Source organism: Variovorax soli NBRC 106424, assembly GCF_001591385.1.
GTDB classification, from domain to species: domain Bacteria; phylum Pseudomonadota; class Gammaproteobacteria; order Burkholderiales; family Burkholderiaceae_C; genus Variovorax; species Variovorax soli.
On sequence record NZ_BCUU01000059.1, the window covers coordinates 25,837 to 31,949 of the forward strand.

Annotated in this window: 6 protein-coding genes; 2 read left to right on the top strand and 4 right to left on the bottom strand. The window is 67.5% G+C overall.

Going from position 1 to position 6,113, the window contains the following annotated elements:
* Nucleotides 1–17: 17 nt before the first annotated feature.
* The gene (locus VSO01S_RS17100) at nucleotides 18–2,378 is read left to right on the top strand and encodes a fatty acid cis/trans isomerase (protein WP_068644014.1); all 2,361 of its coding nucleotides are present in this window, start codon (nucleotides 18–20) and stop codon (nucleotides 2,376–2,378) included.
* 192 nt (nucleotides 2,379–2,570) lie between these two features.
* Nucleotides 2,571–3,824 (top strand): lactonase family protein, encoded by a 1,254-nt coding sequence (locus VSO01S_RS17105; RefSeq protein ID WP_068644015.1) that lies wholly within the window; start codon nucleotides 2,571–2,573, stop codon nucleotides 3,822–3,824.
* Between the two features lie 11 nt (nucleotides 3,825–3,835).
* On the opposite strand, the gene phaP is transcribed toward VSO01S_RS17105, so the two are convergent.
* The 4 genes from phaP to minC form a co-directional block, all read right to left on the bottom strand.
* A complete protein-coding gene (gene phaP / locus VSO01S_RS17110; RefSeq protein WP_068644016.1) occupies nucleotides 3,836–4,405 on the bottom strand; it encodes a TIGR01841 family phasin in 570 nt (189 codons plus the stop codon).
* Between the two features lie 163 nt (nucleotides 4,406–4,568).
* Nucleotides 4,569–4,844, bottom strand: a complete 276-nt coding sequence (minE, locus tag VSO01S_RS17115; RefSeq protein ID WP_068644017.1) for a cell division topological specificity factor MinE — start codon at nucleotides 4,842–4,844, stop codon at nucleotides 4,569–4,571.
* Nucleotides 4,845–4,850: 6 nt separating this feature from the next.
* The gene (minD, locus tag VSO01S_RS17120; RefSeq protein ID WP_068644018.1) at nucleotides 4,851–5,669 is read right to left on the bottom strand and encodes a septum site-determining protein MinD; all 819 of its coding nucleotides are present in this window, start codon (nucleotides 5,667–5,669) and stop codon (nucleotides 4,851–4,853) included.
* A 58-nt stretch (nucleotides 5,670–5,727) separates the two neighbouring features.
* On the bottom strand, nucleotides 5,728–6,113 hold a 386-nt coding region (gene minC / locus VSO01S_RS17125), incomplete at its 5' end, for a septum site-determining protein MinC (RefSeq protein ID WP_084241933.1).

Here is a 6,113-nt window from a genome sequence, read left to right on the forward strand (position 1 = left end):
TGCCACACTCGCGCCCCATGCGCCGCCTGCCTCTGCTCCTCGCCTTCCTCTTCCTGACCGCCTGCGCCACGCTGGCCAGCCTGGGCAAGTTCGACGAACTCTTCGGCCCGCCCCAGCCCACGCGCTTCGACCAGCCCCGGCCGCCGGCGGCCAACGACATCTCCTACACGCAGACCATCCAGCCGATCTTGGACAAGCGCTGCGTGGTCTGCCACGCCTGCTACGACGCGCCGTGCCAGCTCAAGACGACCAGCTGGGAGGGCATTGCCCGCGGCGCGAGCAAGACCCGGGTGTACGACGCCACGCGCCTGCTGGCCGCGGAACCGTCCAGGCTCTACGAGGACGCGGACAAGGCCTCGCAGTGGCGGGGCAAGGGCTTCTTCCCGGTGCTCAATGAGCATGCCGACCAGACGCCGGAGGCCAACCGCACGGCCGGGCTGATGCACCGGCTGCTCATGCTCAAGCAGCAGCACCCCATGCCCCCGAGCGGCACCGCGCCGGCGGACCTCGACTTCTCCATCGACCGTCCGCAGACCTGCCCGGCCGACGCGGAAGTCGAGAGCTTCGAGCAGCGCAACCCCCAGGCCGGCATGCCCTTCGGCCTGCCGGGTCTCACGCGCGCCGAGCACGACACGCTCACCCGCTGGCTGGAGCAGGGCGCGCCGGCCGAGCCGTCCGGCCCGCCATCGCCTCTCGCACAGCAGCGTGTGGCGCAATGGGAGCGCTTCTTCAACGGCGACAGCCTGAAGGAGCAGCTCTTCGCGCGCTATGCCTACGAACATCTGTTCCTCGCGCACCTGTACTTCGACGACGACAAGTCGCGCCAGTACTTCAAGCTGGTGCGCTCCAGCACGCCGCCGGGCCAGCCGGTGCGCCAGATCGCCACGCGCCGCCCGGTGGACGACCCGGGCGTGCCGCGCGTGTTCTATCGCCTGGTGCCCGAGCGGGAAAGCATCGTCGCCAAGACCCACATGCCTTACCGGCTGGGCGCCGAGCGCATGGCGCGCTGGCGCTCGCTCTTCCTGCAGCCGTCCTACGCCGTCGAGCGCCTGCCGGGCTATGACGCGCAGGCGGCGGCCAACCCCTTCAAGACCTTCGAGGCGCTGCCGGTGGCGGCCCGCTACAGTTTCATGCTGGACGAGGCGGAGTTCACCATCATGGGCTTCATCAAGGGCCCGGTGTGCCGCGGCCAGATGGCGCTGGACGTGATCGACGACCGCTTCTGGGTCTTCTTCCAGGCGCCGTCGCAGGGTCATGACGAATTGCTGGCGCGTCGCCTGGCGGAAGAAGCCGACCTGCTGCGGCTGCCCACCGGCAACAGCAACACCGGCCTGCTCGCTCCATGGGTGCACTATGCCAACCTGGAGAAGGGCTACCTGGAGGCCAAGTCGGAGGCACTCGCCCAACGTGCGGCCGCCGGTACCCGCGTGGACCTGGACCTGGTGTGGGACGGCGGGCGCGAACGCAACCCGAATGCCGCGCTCACGGTGCTGCGCCACTTCGACAGCGCCAGCGTGGTCAAGGGCCTGGTGGGCGAGCAGCCGCCCAAGACGGCCTGGGTCATCGGCTATCCGCTGCTCGAGCGCATCCACTACCTGCTGGTGGCGCTGTACGACGTGTACGGCAACGTCGGTCACCAGCTCAATTCGCGCCTGTACATGGACTTCCTGCGCATGGAGGGCGAGTTCAACTTCCTCATCCTGCTGCCCAAGGACCAGCGCGAAGCGGTGCGCGACGCCTGGTACCGCGGCGACAGCGCCTCGACCCGCCAGCAGGTCTACGGCGGCCCGGCGCGGCTGGATGCCGACAGCAGCATCCGCTACCGCACGCAGGACGCCAAGACCGAGCTGCTGGGCCTCTTGGAGCGGCGCGTGGCGCCCCTGGCCGCGGCGCAGTTCCCCGACCTGCGGCGCGAGCCCGATGCGGCGCTGCGCAGCCAGCTCCTGCGCCTCGCGCAGGTGCGCGGCGCATCGCTGTCCTGGGCCAACGAGAGCAGTGTGCTGGCCGTGGAATCGCCCGGCCAGCCCACCCGCTGGTTCAGCCTGCTGCGCGACACGGGGCACAACTCCGTGTCGTACTTCCTGCGGGAAAAGGCACAACTGCGGCCCGACGAGAACACGCTCACCGTGGTGCCCGGCGTGCTGGGCAGCTACCCCAATGCCTTCTACCGCGTGCAGCAGCGCGAGCTGCCGGCCTTCACCGAAGCGCTCGGCAGGCTCGCATCGGAGACCGACTACGCGGCCTTCTCGCAGCGCTTCGCGGTGCGCCGCACGGCCGCCGACTTCTGGGCCTTCAGCGACGCGCTGAACGATGCCTACGCGCGCGAGCAGCCGCTGGCCGCCGGCATCCTCGACTACAACCGGCTCGAGAACCGCTAGCACGGTGCCCGCCCTGCCGCGGGGGTGTACCGGCCGGGTGCTTGAACCGGCCGGGGCCGCACTTGTATGCTGTCCGGTCCGACGTGAAAGGAGGCCCCGGACAACAAGAACTCATCCAGACACCACACCCGCAAGGCCGGCCGCAATGGCTGAGCCCGCTGTCACACACATCCAATCAGGGAATCAGAACAAATGAAATTTTCACGCTTCGTGAAGGCTGCCGCATGGGCTGCCCTCATCTCGCCCCTGGCCGCCCTGGCTGCTGGCCAACCAGGCGCAGCGTTGCCGTCGATCAATTCGCACGTGTACACGCAGACCAATGAAAGCGACAACAAGATCATCCACTTTGCACGCCGCGCCGACGGCACGCTGGTCGAGGTCCAGCGGGTGGCCACCGGCGGCAAGGGCAACAACGGCTACAAGATCATCACCGGGGAGAAGTCGGCGCCCGATCCGCTGGTGAGCATGGGGCCGGTGACGATGAGCGGCGACCACAAGCTGCTGTTCAGCGTGAACGCGGGCGACAGCAGCGTCAGCAGCTTCGCCGTGGGCAAGGACGGCAAGCTGCAGCTGCGCGACCACCAGCCCACCGGCGAGCGTGGCGTGCCGACCTCGGTGACCTACAACAACACGACCGGCACGCTGTACGTGATGCATGCCACCGGGCCCAACCACATCCGATCCTTCCAGGTGAAGGACGGCAAGCTGGCTGCCACCGGCAAGGCCTACACGGTCAACACCGAACGGTTCAAGCGGCGCTTTGCCACGCAGATCATCACCTCGCCCGACGACCGCTTCGTGCTGGTGAACGTGCTGTACAACGACTTCCCGGAGCCGGTGAACGGCTTTCCGAAGGTGGTGTCGGCCAACGACGGCACGCAGGACGGCGTGATGGTGTTCCCGGTGAATGCGGACGGCAGCCTGGGCAAGCCGGTGGCCAACGATGCCGGCGGCAAGACGCCCTTCGGGCTGATCTTCCTCAACGGCAGCAACACCACCTTCGTCAACACGCTGTCGGACCCGAACGGCGCCATCCTGAGCACCCTGGGCGCCGACGGGAAGATCACCAACTCGGCGCCGGCCTTCGTGCGCGGCGCCACCCGGGACGGCGCCTCCGACACCTGCTGGATCAGCATGAGCCCGGACAACCGCTATGCCTACGCCACCAACTTCGCCTCCAGCGACATCACCACCTTCGAGATCGCGGGCGACAAGATCTCGAACGCGGCCAATAGCGAGGGCTTCGTGCAGGGCACCTACAAGTCACTCGGTGGCGTGGTCACCAGCGGCCCGGTGGATTCGTGGGCCAGCAAGGACGGGTACTTCTACCAGCTGTATCCCAACGCCCGCCAGCTGGTGGCCTACCGGATGGACGGCCCCCACCTGAGGAAGATCGCGGACTATCCGGTGCCCTTCAACAGCACCGTGGGCCTGGCCGGCTTCTGAAGCCCGGCGCCCTATTTGGTGCGCAGCAGCTTCTTGACTTCGTCCACGTTGCTGGCAATGCGCCCGCGCACGATCTCGAAGGCCTCGGCCTGCGACTGGGCGGCCATGTCGGCCAGCTCGCGGATGTCGTCCAGCGCCTGCTTGAAGGCGGCGCGGCCCATGGCGTCGAGCTTGGCGATGTTTTCCTTCGGGTCGTTGCCGGGCATCGACTTCACCGTGCCCTGCCAGGCGGCGATGGAGTCGCGCAGCATCTCGGTCTGGCGCTGCACCACGGCCTGCAGGCCCTGGTAGGACTTCTGGTTCGCCTTCATCAGCGCTTCCAGGTCCTTGCGGCCGTTGGCGGCAATCGCGCCGGCCGCGCCCGAGAGCTTGAGCTGCTGCAGCCGCTCGCCCATTTCCTGCAGCGGCTTGGCGAAGGCCTGCTGCATCTTCTGCATGTTCTCCAGCGGGTCGGCCGCGGGACGCTTCGCGCTGGTGCTGCCAGCGGTGCCGGCGCTGCCGCCGGCCGGCTTGGCCGCCGCTGCGCCGGCCTTCTTGGCGGCCGTGCGCTTGGCGGCGGTGGTCTTGCTGCTCGTTGCCATCGATCGTCTCCTTTGCTTCTTTCGTGGTGGAAGACTGGGCAGACGATACGCTTTCGCAGCCCGTTCGTGAACGGGCTGGCGCGACTCCCCAACGAAAAAGCCCGGCGCGCGGCCGGGCTTGGCAAAGAAGGCGGCCGCCGGGTGGCGCCGCCTGGCCGGGCGCTCAGGGCCGCGCCGGCTGGCCTTCGGGCAGCTCGATCTTGACCTCGAGCACCTCCAGGTCGTCCTGCTTTTCCAGGTTGAGCTTGATGTCGTCGGGCTTGATCGAGACGTACTTGGCGATCACCGCCACCAGTTCGCGCTGCAGGTCGGCCAGGTAGTCGGGCCGGCGCGCACCGCTCAGGCTGGAGCGCTCGTGCGCGAGGATGATCTGCAGCCGCTCCTTGGCGACGCTGGCCGTCTTCTTCTTCTCGCCGAGCAGAAAGGAGAGAAAGGACATTGCCGCTTACCTCCCACCGAAGATGCGCTTGAAGAAGCCGGGCTTCTCGGCATCGACAAAGCGCATGGGGCGCTCTTCGCCCAGGAAACGCGCCACCACGTCGGCGTAGGCCTGCGCCACGTCGGTCTCCTTGTCGTGGATGGCCGGGATGCCCTGGTTGGAAGCCTGCAGCACCGATTCGCTCTCGGGAATGACGCCGATCAGCTTGATGCGCAGGATGTCCTGGATGTCCTCCAGCGACAGCATCTGCCCGCCGGCCACGCGGTTGGGGTTGTAGCGGGTGATGAGCAGGTGCTCCTTGATCGGATCGCCGCCTTCCTTGGCCCGCTTGGTCTTGCTGCTGAGCATGCCCAGGATGCGGTCGGAGTCGCGCACCGACGAGACCTCGGGGTTGGTCACGATCAGCGCCTCGTCGGCGAAGTGCATGGCCATCATGGCGCCGGTCTCGATGCCGGCGGGCGAGTCGCACACGATGTAGTCGTAGCCCATCTCGTCCAGTTCCTTGAGCACCTTCTCCACGCCTTCCTGCGTGAGCGCTTCCTTGTCGCGCGTCTGCGAGGCGGCCAGCACCGAGAGGTTCTCGCACTGCTTGTCCTTGATGAGGGCCTGCTTCAGGTTGGCCTCGCCCTGGATCACGTTGATCAGGTCGAACACCACACGCCGCTCGCAGCCCATGATCAGGTCCAGGTTGCGCAGGCCGACGTCGAAGTCGATCACCGCCGTCTTCTTGCCGGCCAAGGCCAGGCCTGAAGCGAAGCTGGCGCTGGTCGTCGTCTTGCCGACGCCGCCCTTGCCGGAGGTCACCACCACAATTTTGGCTGCCATTCGTCCTATTCCTTCTTTTTCAAATCAATCAATGGTTTTCTGCTGGTTGCCCGGGCCATCAAGCGATGGGTTCGAACACCAGCTTCTGTTCATTCAGCCAGACCTGCGCGGCCCGGCCTTGCACGTCGGCGGGCAGCGCCACTTCCGATGTGCGGTAGATGCCGGCAATGGCCACCAGCTGCGCCTCCATGCAGGTGCTGAAGATGCGCGCCTCGGTGTTGCCGCGCGCACCAGCAATGGCCTTGCCGCGCAGCGGCGCGTACACGTGCACATGGCCGTCGGCGATGACTTCGGCGCCGAAATTCACCACGTCCAGCACGATCACGTCGCCGCCGCGGGCGTACACCTGCTGGCCCGAGCGCAGCGGCCGGTCGATCACCAGCGTGCCGCTGGCGGGCACCGGCACCTCGCGCACGATCTGCGGTGCGGGGCTGGGCGCCTCGG